This is a genomic window from Paraburkholderia sp. D1E, from assembly GCF_052682275.1.
This window is the reverse complement of record NZ_JBQYMB010000001.1, coordinates 3,612,049-3,627,427: the sequence shown is the minus strand read 5'-3', so window position 1 is coordinate 3,627,427 and position 15,379 is coordinate 3,612,049. Positions and strand designations below refer to the sequence as shown.

14 protein-coding genes are annotated in these 15,379 nt (G+C 61.0%); 10 read left to right on the top strand and 4 right to left on the bottom strand.

Features of this window, described 5'->3' with window-relative positions:
- Positions 1-15: 15 nt before the first annotated feature.
- Positions 16-2,361 carry a TonB-dependent receptor gene (locus tag ACUN0E_RS16300; RefSeq protein ID WP_445567251.1) on the bottom strand — a complete coding sequence of 782 codons (2,346 nt, stop codon included), beginning with the start codon at positions 2,359-2,361 and terminating at the stop codon, positions 16-18.
- A 294-nt stretch (positions 2,362-2,655) separates the two neighbouring features.
- Entirely contained in the window at positions 2,656-3,567 is a 912-nt protein-coding gene (locus tag ACUN0E_RS16295) for an NAD(P)/FAD-dependent oxidoreductase (RefSeq protein ID WP_445567250.1), read from the bottom strand.
- A 173-nt stretch (positions 3,568-3,740) separates the two neighbouring features.
- On the opposite strand from ACUN0E_RS16295, the gene ACUN0E_RS16290 reads away from it, so the two are divergent.
- Entirely contained in the window at positions 3,741-4,175 is a 435-nt protein-coding gene (locus tag ACUN0E_RS16290) for an Rrf2 family transcriptional regulator (protein WP_408229703.1), read from the top strand.
- 109 nt (positions 4,176-4,284) lie between these two features.
- Here the strand turns inward: ACUN0E_RS16290 and ACUN0E_RS16285 are convergent, their stop codons facing one another.
- Both ACUN0E_RS16285 and ACUN0E_RS16280 read right to left on the bottom strand, forming a co-directional pair.
- Positions 4,285-5,079, bottom strand: a complete 795-nt coding sequence (locus tag ACUN0E_RS16285; RefSeq protein WP_445567249.1) for an alpha/beta hydrolase — start codon at positions 5,077-5,079, stop codon at positions 4,285-4,287.
- 381 nt (positions 5,080-5,460) lie between these two features.
- On the bottom strand, positions 5,461-6,405 hold the full coding sequence (locus ACUN0E_RS16280; protein ID WP_408335249.1) for a LysR family transcriptional regulator: 945 nt from the start codon (positions 6,403-6,405) through the stop codon (positions 5,461-5,463).
- 130 nt (positions 6,406-6,535) lie between these two features.
- On the opposite strand from ACUN0E_RS16280, the gene ACUN0E_RS16275 reads away from it, so the two are divergent.
- The 9 genes from ACUN0E_RS16275 to cpaB all read left to right on the top strand — a co-directional run bounded on the left by ACUN0E_RS16275 (position 6,536) and on the right by cpaB (position 15,320).
- Positions 6,536-7,501 (top strand): sugar ABC transporter substrate-binding protein, encoded by a 966-nt coding sequence (locus ACUN0E_RS16275; protein WP_408229712.1) that lies wholly within the window; start codon positions 6,536-6,538, stop codon positions 7,499-7,501.
- 72 nt (positions 7,502-7,573) lie between these two features.
- Complete coding sequence (locus ACUN0E_RS16270; protein ID WP_445567248.1) at positions 7,574-9,199, top strand: sugar ABC transporter ATP-binding protein; 1,626 nt, start codon at positions 7,574-7,576, stop codon at positions 9,197-9,199.
- A 3-nt stretch (positions 9,200-9,202) separates the two neighbouring features.
- The gene (locus ACUN0E_RS16265; RefSeq protein WP_408229718.1) at positions 9,203-10,204 is read left to right on the top strand and encodes an ABC transporter permease; all 1,002 of its coding nucleotides are present in this window, start codon (positions 9,203-9,205) and stop codon (positions 10,202-10,204) included.
- A 40-nt stretch (positions 10,205-10,244) separates the two neighbouring features.
- Positions 10,245-11,183: a ribokinase gene (rbsK, locus tag ACUN0E_RS16260; protein ID WP_408229721.1), complete on the top strand. Its 939-nt coding sequence runs from the start codon at positions 10,245-10,247 to the stop codon at positions 11,181-11,183.
- Between the two features lie 132 nt (positions 11,184-11,315).
- Positions 11,316-12,419, top strand: coding sequence for a nucleoside hydrolase (locus tag ACUN0E_RS16255; RefSeq protein ID WP_445567247.1), 1,104 nt, complete (start codon positions 11,316-11,318; stop codon positions 12,417-12,419).
- 888 nt (positions 12,420-13,307) lie between these two features.
- A complete protein-coding gene (locus ACUN0E_RS16250) occupies positions 13,308-13,436 on the top strand; it encodes a hypothetical protein (RefSeq protein ID WP_445567246.1) in 129 nt (42 codons plus the stop codon).
- A gap of 164 nt (positions 13,437-13,600) precedes the next feature.
- The gene (locus ACUN0E_RS16245) at positions 13,601-13,786 is read left to right on the top strand and encodes a Flp family type IVb pilin (RefSeq protein WP_408215600.1); all 186 of its coding nucleotides are present in this window, start codon (positions 13,601-13,603) and stop codon (positions 13,784-13,786) included.
- Between the two features lie 85 nt (positions 13,787-13,871).
- Positions 13,872-14,450 carry an A24 family peptidase gene (locus ACUN0E_RS16240; RefSeq protein WP_445567245.1) on the top strand — a complete coding sequence of 193 codons (579 nt, stop codon included), beginning with the start codon at positions 13,872-13,874 and terminating at the stop codon, positions 14,448-14,450.
- Between the two features lie 36 nt (positions 14,451-14,486).
- Positions 14,487-15,320: a Flp pilus assembly protein CpaB gene (gene cpaB / locus ACUN0E_RS16235; protein ID WP_445567244.1), complete on the top strand. Its 834-nt coding sequence runs from the start codon at positions 14,487-14,489 to the stop codon at positions 15,318-15,320.
- Positions 15,321-15,379 lie beyond the last annotated feature (59 nt).

Genomic DNA, 15,379 nt, shown 5'->3' with positions numbered 1-15,379 from the left:
CGTAGCCTGACGGAATTAGAAATGCTTGGTGATGCCCGCGTAGACGGCGAAATGTGGGCCATATTGCGGTGCGCCGACGCCGATACCCGATCCGTCGCGCAACTCGTAGACGCGATTGAACGCGTTGATCACGAGCAGGCGTGCATCGAATTTTCCGATGAGCGGCTGGTTGAAGTGCTGTATCACGCCGAGGTTGACTTGCGCATAGAGCGGCAACCGGTCGGTGTTCGCAAAGCCGCTACGCAAACCGCTTCCCACCAGCCCATCGAAAGTGAAAGTTGTTCTGCCGAAATCGTAGGTTCCGCCAAATGAGGCGGTGATGCGCTGGTCGTGATCCAGATAGACCCAGTGATTGTTGATATAGGCGAGTTCAGCCGGGTCGAAATTGAACTGGGCCGAATCGATCTGTGTTCCCTGTGCACGGCTCCACGCGAGATTCACGTACGCAGATGCGTTGTCCTGTTTGTAATTGGCCGTGAACTCGACCCCATACACGCGTCCCTCCCTGTAGTTGAACGGGGTGAAGATGAGTGCGGAGCCGAACTGGCCTTCATCGAGCAGGTTCGTCGATTTCTTGTAGTAAGCGTCGAGCCCGACCGTCACATTCGACCCGAGACGCTGAGTCACACCGAGATCGAAATAATGGCTGCGTTCCGGTTGAACCTGGTCGTTCTGACTCGACGGACTCTGGTTGGTCGTGCCGTTGAAGCGGCTGATGGTCGAGCCGGACACCAACTCGAACGCGGGCGGCGTGAAATAGCGCGAGTAACCGGCGTGGAAGGTCGTGGTCGGCGTCAGCGTATAGACGAGGCCAACACGAGGACTAAGCTGGCTTGCGCTGACGTACTCGTCCATCTTGTCGTAGCGAAGACCATAGTTCAGCGTGAGCTTGTCCGTGATTTTCCATTCGTCCTGCACGTAGGCGCTGTACAGATAACCGGTCTTGCTGCTGGAGTCCTGAATATTGAAGGGTTGATCGGATAGCTGATTGCCGTTGCTGTCTGTCGCGAATACGTTGACGCTGTCGTCGAACACCGCATGTTCCTGCTGGAAGAAGATGCCCGCGCGGATCGTATGCTTGTCGTTCAGTCGCCAGGTCGTGTCCACTTGCGCGCCATTGGCCGAGTTGCTGTGAAAATCCTGCGACGCCACGCCGTTAAAGAGCAGATCGCCGACCGGATCGGGATTGAATTGCGTGCGCGTATAGCGCGTAAAGAGAGCGACCTGGTAGTCCAGTGCGCCGCCATTGGTGCCCTGAAGCGCCACTACGGCGAAGTTGTTCAACTCCGATTGCGTTTCGTTCAGTTGGCTCGAATTGAACGTGTTGTTGCCGTTGAGCGTGAAGTTGGTCGGCAGGCCGGGTGTGTTGGGAATCTCGAACTGATTGCTCGTCGTGCCGAACATCACGCTCACGCGCGTGAGCGGGTTGATGATGTACGACATGTAGCCGAACGCGTCGCCCTGGCGGGTGTGATCGTGAATCGCGTTGGCACTGGCGGTGGGATTCTCGATCCCGAGGTTGTTCATACCGACCGAGCCGCTGAAGTAGTAGCTGAACGGTCCCTGAGTGCCGAAGACATCCGCGCTGGTCTTGATGGTCTGATGGCTGCCGCCGAACACGTCGATGGAGCCACCGTTGCCTGCATCACCCGTCTTCGTGCGGATGTCCACCACGCCTGCGGTGCGATAGCCGTATTGCGCCGGTAACGCGCCAGTGAGCAGGTTCACCTGGTCGATGATCCGGGTGTCGAGTGCCTGACCGAAACCACTGATCGGCTCGGGAATGATGATGCCGTTGATGCGGTATTGCAGGTTCGCGTGGTCTCCGCGCACGTGCAACTGGCCGTACGAGTCGCTTGCCACGCCGGGCGCCTGGAGTAGCACCTGGTTCAGCGGCGTATCTTGCCCCGCGGGTAGTGCATTGATATCGGCCTGGCTGAAGCGGTACACGCTACTGCCTGTCTCCGGCAACAGTCCGTTGCGGGCTCGATCGAGGCGCCTGGCGTTCACCTGAACATCGAGTGTGTCGCTTTGAGTGAGTTTGACACTCACCGCGCTTTCCGCACCCGCCGTCGTGGTCGCTATGCTGTTGCCGCTCGCGAATCCCGGTGCCGTAACAACGATCGCATAAGTGCCCGGTGTCACATGGCCGATTGCAAAATGACCTTCTGCGTCCGTCTTCGCCTCATTGACTGCGGCGCCGCTCGCGTTCTGAACGCTGACGGTGGCGTTGCGGGCGGGCTTGCCCGCGGCATCAGTGACCGCGCCCGTCACGGAGCCTTCGTCGGGCGCGGCATGGGCGTGAGCAGCGATTGCGAATAGCAGCAGGGCTGCGTGGGAGACGCGCGTGCGGTTTTTCATCTTGGTTTATTTGAGGTTGACCACTGGATGGATGCGGTTCCGTCTTGTTGACGTTCTTCTTGAGTGCGATCGGGATGACAGGGCGTGCGCTTACCGATCCCAAGTCAAGCGGGATCCTTGCCGTCGTTCTGTCGTTCGGAATGTTATATCATTACATTTAAAAACAAAAATGACAACCAGATGGGAGGCGCTGCGAGCGGCTCGGGGGACTTGAGGAGGGTGTTTGACGCGGGAGTGGGGCCCGGATTCGGGCCGCCGTAGTGATTTGGCACGGGGTGCGTGCCGCGATCGTGCTTAGTCGTGCTTTGGCATCGCCAGCGAATGATGCACACCGACGCCGGCCATTACGCCGGCCGCCGACGCAAACGTCGCGTTGGTCATCTTGTTGGCAATGTCGCCTGCGGCATAAACGCCCTCGACCGTCGTCTGCTTCAAGTCATCGACCTTGATGACGGCGCCAAGCGGGCCTTCGTCGAATGCACACCCGAGTTGCTCCGCGAGAGTGCTGTTCATGTGCGTTCTGGGTGCGACGAACAACGCGTCGATTTCGACAACGCGGCCATCGGCGAGCCTGAGCCCCTCGAGTTGCGGCGCTGGACCGAGTAGTTCCGTCACGGGTGAGCGCTCGATGCGAACATTGCGTGCGGCCAGTTGTGCAATCTGCTCCGCGCCGGGTTCGAAGATCCCCTGAGTGAAATACGTTGTGGGACCCCATTCGGGAATCAGAAGCGCCTGATGAACGGACAGCGCGTGATTGCCCAACACGCCGAGACGGCGATCCCGAACTTCATACCCGTGACAATAAGGGCAGTGCAATGCCGTCGTGCCCCAACGTTCCTGCAATCCATGTATGGATGGCAACTCGTCGCGCACGCCCGTAGCGAGAATGAGCCGGGAAGCGAGTTCAGTCCGGCCGTCCGAAAGCGCGACAGAGAAAGCATTGTCGGTCCGTCGAGCGCCGACAGCCTCGCCTTTGACCCATTGAATCGTCGGATAGGCCGCAAGCTGTAAAGCGGCTTCGCGAATGATCTCCGCAGGCGGCTTGCCATCCTGGCCGAAGAATCCGTGAGCGTGCGAGGCAAATCGGTTGCGCGGAAATCCAGCGTCCACCACGAGAACTTTCCGTCTGGCGCGCGCCAGCTGCATGGCGGCCGACAAGCCAGCAAAGCTACCGCCCACGACAATCACATCATGCTGCGTATGCATTCCCTCTCTCCTGTATCACGCCGGCGCCCACGCTTATCGACCATTGCCAAACCGACGCCGGCAGTTTCATGAAACATCACGAGTTGCATGATAGGGCGGTGTTATACTTCATGCAACTCTTAATGTTGCATGAGTGGACTTGTCCACAATGCGGCTTGAACACGAGGCGATAAATGAGAACGGATAGCCGCCTGTCGCGGATGCTGCATGTCCTGATTCACATGGATCGGCATGACGGTCCGCTAACGTCTGAAACGATCGCGCAGATGCTTCGCACCCATCCCGTTGTGGTGCGGCGAATGCTGGCAGGGCTAAGAGATCAGGGCTACGTACAGTCGGAAAAAGGGCACGGGGGCGGTTGGGTTGTGTCGATCAACCTGGATGAACTAACGTTATTGGACGTTTATCGGGCAGTCGGTGAGCCGCCGATTTTTTCCGAATTGCTGACGGACGATCACCCGGAGTGTCTCGTCGAGCAAGCCGTCAACGCCGGTCTGTCGGAAACGGTTCGAGAGGCTGAAGCTGCGCTGCTTGCACGCTTCGGCGAAATTTCAGTCGGGATGCTGGCGCGCGATTTTGACGAACGGTTTGCCCGCAGCCGCCCATGACCCGCATGTCACAAGGTCATCGGCGAGCGTGCAGGTGTTCACATCAATCTTCCTGTGGACTTAACGTTCAAAGCCGTTGGTCCTGATATAAGCGGACGCGTCGATCCGCTTACAACTGGGCATGCTTCGCCGCGTCCTCGATCACAGCAGCGACTTCTTTCGGACGCGATTCGTAGACCGAGTGGCTCGCGCCGGCGAGTACGGTCGTGTGACTATGGGCGCGCGCGTAGTACCAGCGTTCGAGGTCGGGATTGATGATTTTGTCATCGGCTGCGACGATGCCCCAACTCGGCTTGCTGGTCCATGCGGCGACTGTCATCGGCGTCGAAAAGACTTTCGCGGCGGTCAGGATTTGCGCGTGCGATTCGAACTGGGCTTCCTTGAGCGGCAGATCGGCGGCGAAATCCGCCGGGAAATCCGCGGGGTTCAGGTACGTGTAGCCGTCGCCGGTTTTCATGATGGCGCCCGGCTGCTTCGACGTGTAGCTCGGCATGCCTTTGCCGAGCGTGCTTTCATCTTCGCCGACGGCCGGCGCGTGCGCGGCCACATACACCAACCCGACGACGTTCGGATGCACACCGGCCTCGGTGATGACCGAGCCGCCATAACTGTGAGCCACGAGGATCGTCGGGCCGTTCTGCTGGTCGAGGACGCGTTTGGTTGCGGCGACGTCGTCTTCGAGCGAGCTCAGCGGCTCCTGCACGATCGTGACGTGATAGCCGTCTTTGGTCAGCCGGTCATAAACCGGCTTCCAGCCTGATCCGTCCACCCATGCGCCGTGTACGAGCACGATATTGCGGACCGGGATATTCTGCGGCTGGGCGTCCTGTGCGGATGCCCGGGTGACCGCGCCGACCGATGCAAGGAGAATCATCGAAAGAGTAGTTGCAAGATTACGTTTCATTCTGGATACCTAATTGATAATGATTGGATCTAACTATCGGTGTGATAGAAAACTACGTCTTGACCTGTTTGCCTACATGATCCATGTGCCGCTGGATCTGCACGGAAGTAGTTCCGCTTGTGCTCGTTGACCGTGTGCCTGTTGTCGTCTACGTAGAGGCAAACACATCGAGTGGCGGCTTATTCCATTTTTTTTAACGTCGAGTTTTGCAGCACCTGGGAAGCGCGCGAACCCTTACGATTTCCCCGAATCGATCCGCGTATCCATGGCTGACAACCAGCAGGTTCGGGTTGCCTCGCAATGTCAGCGTAGGTTTTTTGCCGATGCCCGGCGAGGCTGCCGCAACATCGTGAGCGCCGGGGCCATGGCCCCCGCCCCGGCTTAACGGAAGATCTCGGCAATGAGGTTGGCCACCGTCCGGATACGCTCACTATCGCGCAGGGCGGGATGCAGCACCATCCATACGTCCTGGTCGAGCGCCTTGATGTGCTTCTCGATGCAGACGAGATCGCTCGTCGTGTCACCCGCGAGCTGGGCGAGCACGCCAAGCCCGGAGCCGCCCAGCACGCCGTCGAATACGCCCATGCCGTAGCTGCTTCGAAGCGAAGGCGCAGGGGCGCCCGGCAGGGTTTTCAGCCATTGCGTGGCCGGGTGATCGGGCTGCCGGTCGTCATAACCGACGAACGACAGCTTGTCCCATTCCTTCCTCGTGATCGCCGCCTTGTGGCGCAGATAGTAGTCGCGCGAACCGAACAGCCCGAAGCGGATCCTGCCGATTCGCCGGACATACAGATCGCCCTCGTCCGGGCATTCGGACCATAGTGCTATGTCTGCTTCGCGGCGGGCAAGGCTATACGGCCGTCGCGAGGTCAGCACCTCGATAGCGAGGCCGGGCAGCCGCTCCTGGAACGAGCCGAGCAACTTAAGCAAGATGTAAGACGGCCATTCCACGGCGTTGATCCGCACCGTGCCGTGAGCGCCTGCGCCGCCGGTCACGTCCGCCGCGCGCTCGATCTGGTGGGCGAGATCTTCCATCTGCTCGGCGCAGGCCAGCACGCGCGCGCCGAATGCCGTCACCGTACAGCCCGACGGCACCCGGTCGATGAGCGGCTCGCCCAGCCGCCGTTCAAGCTCGCTCAGGCGGCGCGACAGGGTCGGCGCGCTCAGATCGCATGCCACGGCGGCGGCTCGCATGGTCCCGCCGCGCGCGATTGCCACCAGAATCCGCAGGTCGTCCCAGTCCACGTGTTCCATTTTTGAAACGCTCGATTTTAAAATTAGGCATAGCATAACGTGGATCGCGAGGATAGCATTGGACTTGGCCATACTCGTCCCAGCATCTGGCAAAGAAACCCGAGGGTTTCCACGGTGGCCGGCGGCAGGTGTGGCATCCCAACCCATCACGCGACTCAACGGCTATCAGTACGTAGACCGAACGAGCGATACGGAGACATCAATGATTCGTCATTTCCAACCGGCGCGGCGTCGCGTCATCGTAGCCAGCGCAGCCTTCCTCGCAGCGTCGATCCTGCCGATGCCCGCAGCGTTTGCTCAGGCCGCTCACAAGCCGAAAGTCGCACTGGTGATGAAGTCGCTGGCGAACGAGTTTTTCCTGACCATGGAAACCGGCGCGAAAAACTATCAGAAACAGAATCCCACGAAGTTCGATCTCGTCACGAACGGCATCAAGGACGAAACGGATACGGCTAACCAGATTCGCATTGTCGAGCAGATGATCGTGTCCAAGGTCGACGCGCTCGTGATCGCACCGGCCGATTCCAAGGCGCTTGTGCCGGTTCTCAAGAAAGCGGTCGACGCCGGCATTATCGTGGTCAACATCGATAACCAGCTGGATCCGGGCGTGCTCAAGTCGAAAGACCTGAACATCCCGTTCGTCGGCCCGGATAACGCGAAGGGCGCGCTGAAGGTAGGCGACTACCTGGCCAAACATCTGAAGTCGGGCGACAACGTCGCCATTATTGAAGGCGTCTCGACCACCACCAACGCGCAGCAACGCACGGCCGGCTTCAAGCAGGCCATGGCGACGGGCGGCATGAAGGTCGTCTCGCTGCAATCGGGTGAGTGGGAAATCGACAAGGGCAACGCCGTAGCGAGCCAGATTCTCAATGCCAACCCGGACGTCAAGGCGCTGTTGTGCGGCAATGACAACATGGCAATCGGCGCGGTCTCGGCCGTGCGCGCGGCAGGCAAGGCCGGCAAGGTGCAGGTGGTAGGCTACGACGACATCGACGCGATCAAGCCGATGCTCGCCGACGGCCGCGTTCTCGCCACCGCCAATCAGTACGCCGCCAAACAGGCCGTGTTCGGTATTGATACGGCTTTGAAGGCCATCTCCGAACACAAGAAGCAGTCGGAATTGTCGGGCGTGGTCGAAACGCCTGTCGATCTGGTCACCAAGTAAGACTGGCACAACGTGTGGTCCGTGCTGGTTGCGGGCCACGTTGCCTGATCTTTGTCTGGCTTTATCAATGCGATGTCCACTCCCATCCTATCCGTTGCCGATACCCCGCCCGTGCTGAGTGTTCACGAGATCGGCAAGACCTACGCCGGACCCGTGCTCGCCGATATCTCGCTGGAACTGTACGCGGGCGAGGTGCTCGCACTGACCGGCGAAAACGGCGCGGGCAAGAGCACCTTGTCCAAGATCATCGGCGGTCTCGTCACACCGACTACCGGTTCGATGACGCTCGGCGGCGCGGCTTATACGCCGGCCAGCCGCAAGGACGCCGAGGCGCTCGGCGTGCGCATGGTCATGCAGGAGCTGAACCTGCTGCCAACCCTCACGGTGGCGGAGAACCTGTTTCTGAACCGCTTGCCGCAGCGCGGCATGTTCGGCTGGATCGACCGCGCCAAGCTGCGCGAGGACGCCCGGCATGCCATGGCGCAAGTCGGGCTCGACGCGATCCACCCTGACACGCTGGTGGGCACGCTGGGCATCGGGCATCAGCAGATGGTCGAAATCGCGCGCAATCTGATCGGCGATTGCCGCGTGCTGATCCTCGACGAACCCACCGCGATGCTAACCGCCCGCGAGGTGGACCTGCTGTTCGAGCAGGTCGAACGGCTCAAGGCGCGTGGCGTGGCGCTGGTGTACATCTCGCACAGACTGGAAGAATTGAAGCGTATTGCGCGGCGCGCCGCGGTGCTGCGCGATGGGCGGCTGGTGCATGTTGACGAGATGGCGAATCTCTCGGCTGACCGTCTCGTGACGCTGATGGTTGGGCGCGATATCGGCGAGCGGATCGACCTCGGCGAGCGGCGCATCGGCGACGTGGCGCTCAAGGTGGCAGGCATGGCCCGCGAACCGGTCGTGCGCGATGTATCTTTTGAAGTGAAGGCCGGCGAGATTTTCGGCATCAGCGGTTTGATCGGCGCGGGCCGCACGGAATTGATGCGACTCATCTACGGGGCCGATCGGGCGGATGCCGGTGCGGTGTCGATCGCGCATGGCGGCGGGCCGCTCGAACTCGTGAAGGTTTCATCGCCATCGGACGCGGTGAAGAACGGCATCGCGCTGATTACGGAGGACCGCAAAGGAGAGGGCCTCCTGCTGACGCAGCCTATCGCCGCCAATATCTCGCTCGGCCATCTGCGCGCGGTGTCGAAGAACGGCGTGGTGGACGGCCGTCGTGAGGCGGCGCTGGCGCGCAAACAGATCGACGCGATGAGCATCCGCAGCGCGGGGCCCTCGCAACCGGTGTCCGAGCTCTCCGGCGGCAACCAGCAAAAGGTGGTGATCGGCCGCTGGCTCGCGCGCGATTGCACGGTGCTGCTGTTCGACGAACCGACACGCGGCATCGACGTCGGGGCGAAGTTCGATATCTATGCCTTGATGGGCGCGCTCGCGCGGGAAGGCCGCGCGTTGGTGGTGGTGTCGAGCGATCTGCGCGAGTTGATGTCGATTTGCGACCGGATCGGGGTGATGTCGGCAGGGCGGATGACGGGCATGTTCGAGCGTGGCAGCTGGACCCAGGACGCGCTGCTCGCAGCGGCGTTCGCGGGTTACACGAAACGCGACGCGCTGCTGCACGATCCGATCGAACCTGATGCGAAAGCCCCCGCCGCACCGGCGCCCGGCACAAAATCTGTGGAGTATTGAAGTATGACCTCACCAACCAGCCTGCCCACGTTGCAGAACGAACCACCCAAAGACGCGAAGCCGATTGGCACGCGCCTGGGTTTCTCGAACTACCTCGGCCTGCTCGGCGCGCTACTCGGGATGATCGTCCTGTTCTCGCTGCTGAGTTCGCACTTCCTGAGCTACGACACCTTCAGCACGATTGCGAACCAGATTCCCGATCTGGTCGTGATGTCGATCGGCATGACCTTTGTGCTCATCATCGCCGGCATCGATCTGTCGGTCGGCTCCGTGCTGGCGCTCGGCGCGGCGCTCACGAGCGTCGCAGCCTTGCAGTGGCACTGGCCGGCGCTGCCCGCCGCCTTGCTCGGCATGGCGGGCGCGGCCCTGACGGGCTGCGTGACCGGCGCGATTACCGTGGCCTGGCGGATTCCGTCATTCATCGTGTCGCTCGGCGTGCTCGAGGCGGCCCGCGGTCTCGCGTATCAGCTCACCAACTCTCGCACGGCCTACATTGGCGATGCGTTCGATTTCCTGTCCAACCCGATTGCGTTCGGCATTTCTCCCGCGTTCCTGATTGCCATCGTCGTGATGATCGCCGCGCAGTTGGTGCTGACCCGCACGGTGTTCGGCCGCTATCTGGTCGGCATCGGCACGAACGAGGAGGCGGTGCGCCTCGCGGGCGTCAACCCGCGGCCCTACAAGATTGCCGTATTCGCGATGATGGGCCTGTTAGCCGGCATGGCGTCCCTGTTCCAGATTTCGCGGCTCGAGGCTGCCGATCCGAATGCCGGTTCGGGCATCGAATTGCAGGTGATCGCGGCCGTCGTGATCGGCGGGACGAGCTTGATGGGCGGCCGAGGCTCGGTGATCAGCACCTTCTTTGGCGTGTTGATCATCTCGGTGCTGGCCGCGGGTCTCGCCCAGATCGGCGCGACCGAGCCGACCAAACGCATTATCACGGGGGCCGTCATTGTCGTGGCCGTCGTGCTGGATACGTATAGAAGCCGGCGTCGCGCCGCATAAATTGACCATTAGTGACCACACGTGGATGGTCAGCAGGAGAATGAAAGTGTCGAAGGAAGCGAAACAGGGCCGCGTGCTCGTGGTGGGCAGCATCAATACCGACCTGGTCGCCCGTGCACCGCATTTGCCGCGGCCCGGCGAGACGATCGGCGGACATGAGTTCTCGCAGGTGGCCGGCGGCAAGGGTGGCAATCAGGCGGTGGCGGCTGCTCGCATCGGCGCGCGTGTAGCAATGATCGGACGCGTGGGGAAGGATGCGAACGGCGCCCAGCGGGTCCAGGATCTGGAAGCGGAGGGTATCGACTGCGCGGGTATCGAGGTCGATCCGGCGCAACCCACCGGTGTTGCGATGGTGACGGTATCGGACGACGGGCAGAACACAATCGTCGTGGTCGCTGGCAGTAACGGCGAACTCACGCCGGAGAGCGTCGCCCGCCACGAAGCGGCGATCAAGGCCAGCGACGTCGTGGTTTGCCAGCTGGAAACGCCTTGGGATTCCGTTCACGCAACACTCGCTCTTGCCCGGCGCCTGGGCAAGGTCACCGTGCTGAACCCGGCGCCGGCAACCGGCCCGCTGCCCGCGGAATGGCTGCCGCTAATCGATTACCTCGTGCCGAACGAGGTCGAGGCCGCGATCCTGGCCGGCTTGCCGGTCGAATCGCAAAGCGGCGCCAGACGGGCGGCACTGGAGCTGCAACGCGGCGGCGCCAGTAACGTGATCGTCACGCTCGGTGCGCAAGGGGCTTATCTGTTGCCGGAAGGCGGCGAAGGCATGCATTTTCCCGCACCGCAGGTGCGGGCCGTCGATACGACCGCGGCCGGCGACACGTTTATCGGTGTTTTTGCCGCACAACTCGCCGGCCGCCAGCCGCTGGAAGGCGCGATCAGCCTCGCACAACGCGCGGCTTCGATTTCCGTCACGCGTGCCGGCGCGCAGCCGTCGATCCCGACTCGCGCGGAAGTGGATAGCGCAGCCTGAAACGGATGCCTGTTGTGACATGAGGCAGTCCGGCCTGCAACTCTGGGTAGCTTGACGTTGAATGACCGGCACCCTCTCCGGATGGTGTCTCCTGGTTTGATCGCGATCTCTACTAGACTAAATGGACGAGACATGAAATCACAATACGTAGGTATCCTCATGATGACGCTGATCCTCGGCGCATGTGGCGGAGGCGTATCGACCACCGATCCGCTTGCCACGGCGCCGAAGATCATCATCGATTCAGACTTCAACACAATGGGCGACGACGGTCAGTTGTTCGCCATGACCACGCAGTTGATGGGGCAGGGCAAGGTCAACCTGCTGGGGTTGACCGTCGTGACCGGTAACGACTGGTTAATCCAGGAAGAATCGGATGCGCTGAAGGCCGTGGAGCGCATGGGCGTGCAGAACGTGGTGGGTGTCTACGGCGGGGCGGACTATCCATTGCAATACGATGTGGCGAGTATTCGCGCGCAGCAGGCCGCCAATCCGCAAGGTTATTTCGGCGCGTGGAGCCGCCCGGAACCGACCCAGCAGTCCCAGCTTGTTGCACCGCCGGACGGCTTCGCGGTGTCGACGAAACTGCAGGCACAAAACGCCGCGGATTTCATGATCCAGACCATCAAACGCTATCCGAATCAGGTCACCATTCTTGAGGTCGGGCCGCCTACCAATCTCGCCACGGCGATCATGAAAGCGCCGGAGATCGTGCCGCTGATCAAGCAGATCGTCTACATGGGTGGCGCGATGGCGGTACCGGGCAATGCGAATGCCGTGGGCGAACTGAACTGGTGGTTCGATCCGCTTGCCGTACGTACGGTGCTTCAAACCACGATTCCCCAGGCTGTCATTCCGCTCGATGTCACGAACACGGTGCCGCTCACCCAGACCGTGTACGACCAGATCGTCAACAACCCAAGCAAGCAGACCGCGGTGACCAAGGCGTACGGCATCGCCAATGCGGGCGCATTCGCCGACAACACCGATCTGTTCGACACCTTGACGATCGCTTACTTCATGGACCCGACCTATGCCACGCAGACGAAAAGCGCCTACCTGGATATCGATACCACGAGCGGCGAGGATCAGGGGCATGTGATGGTCTACCCCGATCAACCCGCGGCGGGCGCGTCACCCAAAAAGATCACCTATGTCACGCAGTTCGACAACAATCGTTTCTTCAGTCTCTACGTCGATTTGCTTACGCGTCCTGTGCCGATTACGTTGCCTTGATCGGCCTCGACCTGCAACTCGGCAACGGTGCTTCCGGGTTCTCCCGGACTGCAGCACTGACCGCTTAAGCAGATTGATAAAAACTGGATGACGGCGGGACCGGCGACCGATCCGACCCGCCGGTCCCGCGGCTCATACGCAGACCCCAATTACGAGGAGCGCCGCAGGAATCAAAACCGGCCGATTCACGCGGCCTCTCACAGCAGTGCTGAGCTAAGCCGGACGCAATGTACGTCGCGCGTATCCGGGGCGCTGTACAGCGCGCGAAGCGCGAAGTTTTTTTATCGGCCGCGCGCAAAACAATATCGTTTGGTACACCCCCACTGCGCTGCGTAGCGTGCTTCCAGCAACGCGCTCCGCCTCGCGCGAGCGCGAAACGGGCGCATCGCTTACCTCGTACAAAGAAAATGCGCGCCGCTTGCCGCTTGCCCCACGTTCAAGCGAGTCATAAATCCCCCGTCAACCCCCGTAGTGCGTGCCAGCGCACATAGCAATGCAAGCGCCGGCCGCGTCGACCCCATCACACATCGGCCCAAACGGCGGCTCATCGTCTCAGGCTTGCGACAGTCCGGTCCAGGGCATGAAAAAGCTACTTCATCGAATTGCGAATCGGCATATTTGACCTGAGCATTCGTCAAACCATTGCCTGTCATCGAGACCAAGGGTTTTCCATCCTCCAGAAATCACGCGCGGTGCACGACAACTGGCCGCCGCGATGGCCATCCACGGCGTATCAGGCGCGAGTCATCGCGCGATGCGAATCCCCCTTCCGCGGGGTGTGCCGAATCACTCAACTCCGCCCGGCAAGGCTTTGAAGGCATATGGCATAGCCCGTGCAATAAGCGAGTCACAAAGCGAAACAGGTTGCAGCCGGGAAGCAGCACATGAGTGGACGCAGCAGAAAAAATCCCGGCAGCAGCAACAGTCTTCGTAGAACGCGTCGGGGAGTTCAACGCGCTTTACGAGGTGCGGCGGGGCCAGCGAAAAACGGATGTCGATAAAGTACGGCGCGAATGATCGATACGGGGTATCGGCCACTTGCGACCGCGACGACGTGAAGCGATGATCCCGCCACTTTTTCCGTCTCTATGGACGGACCTGAACGCCGCGCCGGCAGACCTGTTTTCAGGCAGCTGTGGCGGCACAAATCGAAGTCAATTTTCACTCTTACGGGGGTTAGCATGAAGAACACGATCCAACAATTCCTGCGCGAAGAAGACGGTGTTGCAGCGATCGAATACGCCCTGCTGGCTGGGCTGATTGCGGTGGCAATCATTGGGACGGTGACGACAATGAGCACGAGTCTGAAAGGCGTGTTCACCACCATTTCGAACTCGCTGGCCGCCATCACCACGGCCGCGGCCTGACGCCGTACGCAATACCAGGCGCATACCGATCGCTCGCCCTGTCTCGACGGTCCTTCGAGACAGGGTAGCGACGGCCCAGCGCTAAATGACACGCAAGAAGGGCAATTCGATCCTCAAAGCGGGGCAGACAATGAACGGGGTTCCTTTTCCGGTTGGGCCGTGCGTGATAACGCTGGCGCTCTTCGCCGCACTGTGGGATATACAAACGCGCCGGATTCCTAACTGGTTGGTGGCGACAGGATTGATCGTAGCGATACCGGTGCAATGGTTCACGCAGGGTGGTATCGACGGAATGCAGACGTGGCTGGGCGGCACGCTCGTGGGCGGTGCGATGTTTCTGCCGGGCTACGCGATGCGGCTGATGGGCGCGGGCGACGTGAAGCTGATGGCAGCGATCGGCGCTTTCTGCGGCGCTTACGGCGCATTCGAAATTAGCCTTGCGACTTGTGTGATAGGTGGAATCGGGTCGCTTGCAATATTGCTCCGGCGCCAACAGATGCGCGTCGGACTGAGCAGGGTGGCGGCATTGCTGATGAGTTGCACGACGCCGGGATACGGCGCGAAGCAGCGGCAAGGCGATGTGGCAACTAGTTCGACGGGGTCCATGCCGTACGGAGTGGCTATAGCAATAGGCAGCGCACTCGTGTTGTTCTACAGCGTGTGACGCTGACCAGCAGGGCAAAAAAATCGGGGGTTGAAAATGAAAAATGCGCGCGCTGTAACGATGCTGCTGATCGCGACGCTGGCCGGCCTTACCGCGGTCGTGTTCGCTTCACGCTGGATGGTCTCGCAGGCGTCGAATGCCACGACCAAGGTGGTGGTGGCCGCAACCGATATCAATCTCGGTCAGCGGATCGGGCCTGACTTCCTGAAACTCACTGACTGGCCGTCGAACAGCGTGCCGCCTGGCGCGTTCACCGATACCCAGAAACTCGACGGCCGGGTGCTCAAGGAAAGCCTGCTGCACGGCGAGCCGATTGTCGAAGCGAAGCTGACACCGGTTGGCACGCTCGGCGGTTTGTCGGCGGTGATCGGCGAAGGCAAGCGGGCCATCACGGTACGTGTGAACGACGTGATCGGCGTGGCGGGCTTCGCGTTGCCGGGTAACTACGTCGACATCATCGTCAATACGCAGAAAGATACGCGCGATCCCGGTGCCCAGCGTGACCAGAATATTTCGAAGATCGTACTCGAGAAGATTCTCGTGCTGGCCGTCGCGCAGGAAGTGGGCCGCGACGAAACCAAACCGAAGGTGGTCGATGCGGTGACGCTCGAAGTGTCGCCGGAACAGGCCGAGAAAATCGACCTGGCACGCAGCATCGGCACGCTCTCGCTGGTGTTGCGCAACCAGATCGACCCGCAGGCCATCGATACCGCCGGCGCGACCAAAGCCTCGCTGTTGAAGATGCCGGTTGCCGTGGTCGCCGCGCCCGAGCCGAAACCGGTGAGCATCGTACGGAAAGTGGCGGCGCGTGCACCGGGTAATTGCGTGCGCGTACTCGACGGCGCCGACGCAAGACAAGAATGCTTTTGACAGGCCTTAGCCTGCAAGCCGTGACCGATGCGTGACTGACCTCCAGGTACAGCACGTAA